Below are 2,857 nucleotides of genomic sequence, written 5' to 3' on the forward strand. Positions count from 1 at the left end.
CGGTAGAGGGCGACCTCGATGGCGAAGAGTGAGGTCTGGGTGTACTCGGTGGCGTTGAGTGTGTCGTCCTCGGCGGCCAGCAGCTCGCGCAGGGAGCGGCCCAGCAGCGGGTCGAGCTCGCGGCATACCTCGTCGAGCGCGGCGTCGAACACGGGGTAGGCGGCGGCGAGTTCGAGGCCCATGCGGGCGCGCTGGGCGCCCTGCCCGGTGAACAGGAACGCCGTCTTCCCGCTCACCGGGCGGCCCTGAAAGATCCCCGTTCCCGGCTCACCCGCGGCCAGTGCGGTGAGCCCGGTGAGGAGCTCTGCCCGGTCCCCGGCCACGACGACCGCACGGTGCTCCAAGTGAGCACGCGTCGTCGCGGCGGACAGACCCACGTCCAGCGGGCCCACGCCCAGTTGGGCCGCCACGTGGGCGGCCAGGCGCTCGGCCTGTGCGCGCAGGGCCTGTACGGACTTGGCCGACACCACCACGGGCACGGAGGGCAGGGTCCGTACCGGAGTTCCGGGGGCGTCTTCTGCTTGCGGGGCCGCCGCCGCGATCGCGGCCATGGCCGGGGGTTCCTCGATGACGAGGTGGGCGTTGGTTCCGCTGATGCCGAAGGAGGAGACGCCCGCACGGCGCGGGCGGCCCTCAGTGGCGGGCCACTCCTCGGCTTCGGTCAGCAGGCGCACGTCACCGGAGGTCCAGTCGATGTGCGGGGAGGGCTCGTCTAGGTGCAGGGAGGCGGGCAGGGTCTCGTGCTGCATGGCCTTGAGCATCTTGATCACGCCCGCCACGCCGGCGGCGGCGGAGGTATGGCCGATGTTGGACTTGATGGAGCCCAGGCGGAGCGGGCCGTGCTCGCGGTCCTGGCCGTACGTGGCCAGGAGTGCCTGCGCTTCGATCGGGTCGCCGAGCCGGGTGCCCGTGCCGTGCCCTTCGACCGCGTCGACGTCGGATGTGGTGAGTCCGGCGTTGGCGAGTGCCTGGCGGATGACGCGTTCCTGGGCGGGGCCGTTGGGAGCGGTGAGGCCGTTGGAGGCGCCGTCCTGGTTGACGGCGCTGCCGCGCAGGACACCCAGAATACGGCGGCCGTTGCGCTGGGCGTCCGAGAGGCGCTCCAGCACCAGCAGGCCGAGGCCGTCGGAGAAGCCCGTGCCGTCCGCGCCCTCCGCGTACGACTTGCAGCGGCCGTCGGCGGCGAGGCCGCGCTGGCGGCTGAACTCGGTGAGCAGGAACGGGCCCGCCATGATGGTGACGCCGCCGGCGAGGGCGAGGGAGCATTCGCCGGAGCGCAGCGCCTGGGAGGCGAGGTGCAGGGCGACGAGCGAGGAGGAGCAGGCCGTGTCCACGGACACGGCCGGGCCTTCCAGACCCAGGGTGTAGGCGACGCGGCCCGACAGCACGCTGGTGGTGGTGCCCGTCAGGCGGAACCCCTCCAGCTCGGGCGACATCTGGCCGCCGTAGTCGGAGGTCAGGGCGCCGCAGAAGACACCGGTGTTCGAACCGCGCAGGGAGGTCGGGTCGATGCCGGCGTCCTCCAGGGCCTCCCAGGCGGCCTCAAGGGTGAGGCGCTGCTGCGGATCGATGGCGAGGGCCTCACGGGGGCTGATTCCGAAGAAGCCCGCGTCGAAGTCGCCCGCCGAGGCGACGAAACCGCCGCCGCTCGCGGAGATCTTGCCGGTCCGCTCGGGATCGGGATCGTAGATGCCCTGATCCCATCCGCGGTCTCCGGGCAGCGCCGAGACGGCGTCGCGGCCCTCCGCGACAAGCTGCCACAGCTCCTCGGGCGAGGTGACCCCGCCCGGGTAGCGGCAGCTCATGCCCACGATGGCCAGCGGCTCGATGTCGCGCTGCTCCAGCTCGCGGACGCGGCGGTTGGCGGTGCGCAGCTCTCCGGTGACCTTCTTGAGGTACAAGCGGAGCTTCTGCTCGTCGCTCGTCGAGCGACTGCTCTGCTGGTCAGCCGTACCCTGGGTCACGATCCGAGCTCCTTGTCGATCAGGTCGAACATGTCTTCGTCGGACACGTCGTCGAGTTCGTCGACGAGGTCCTGTTCCGGGTTGTCGCGGTGGTGGGTGGCCCCTCCGAGTACGGACCAGAGGCGGTTGTTGAAGGCGCGGAGCCGCGGCTCCAGCTCGGCCAGTTGCGCGCTGTCCCCGGCCAGTTCGTTGAGCAGTGCCTCGACCTTCTGGAGCTCCTCCTCGAACGGGGAGAGGCTCGGCCGGGCGGGTGGGCCGTCGAGGCCAGTGAGGATGTACGCCGCCACGGCCCCGGAGGTCGGGTGGTCGAAGACCAGGGTGGAGGGGAGACGCACGCCTCCGGCTTGGGTGAGGCGGTTGCGCAGCTCGACACCGGCGAGGGAGTCGAACCCGAGCTCCTTAAAGGCACGTTCGGGGTCGACCGCCTCCGGAGAGGAATGTCCGAGGACGGCCGCGACCTGGGCCCGCACCAGCTCCAGGACGATTCCAGGCCGGTCCGCCGCGGGTGCGGCCGCCACTCGCTGGGCGAGGGTGCCGCCGCCCGTGGTCCGCTCGCGGCGGGCCGGGGCCCGTACGAGACCCCGCATCAGAGCAGGCAGCAGCCCGGACCGGGCCTGGGCGCGCAGGGCCGCCTGCTCAAGGAGTACGGGCACCGCGAGGGCGCCGTCCACCTGTCCGGCACGGTCGAAGAGCTCCATGCCGAGGTCGTTGGGTATGGCCCCGACGCCCATGCGGGCCCAGCGGGCCACGCTGCTCTCGTCGAGCAGGCCGGCCATGCTGCGCTCTTCGGCCCACAGTCCCCAGGCGAGGGAGGTGGCGGGCAGTCCTGCCGCCCGGCGGTGGGCGGCGAGGGCGTCGAGGGTGGCGTTGGCCGCGGCGTAGTTGCCCTGGCC

The 2,857-nt window shown here is 72.3% G+C and carries 2 protein-coding genes; both read right to left on the bottom strand.

From position 1 onward, the window contains the following. Positions 1 to 1,964, bottom strand: a 1,964-nt coding sequence (locus tag ACFVWY_RS35525) for a type I polyketide synthase (protein ID WP_389879039.1), incomplete at its 3' end; no start/stop codon positions are given. After that, positions 1,961 to 2,857, bottom strand: an 897-nt coding sequence (locus ACFVWY_RS35530; protein WP_389879040.1) for a phosphopantetheine-binding protein, incomplete at its 5' end; no start/stop codon positions are given. The genes ACFVWY_RS35530 and ACFVWY_RS35525, both read right to left, overlap by 4 nt.

It is taken from the genome of Streptomyces sp. NPDC058195 (assembly GCF_042883525.1).
Taxonomy (GTDB): domain Bacteria; phylum Actinomycetota; class Actinomycetes; order Streptomycetales; family Streptomycetaceae; genus Streptomyces.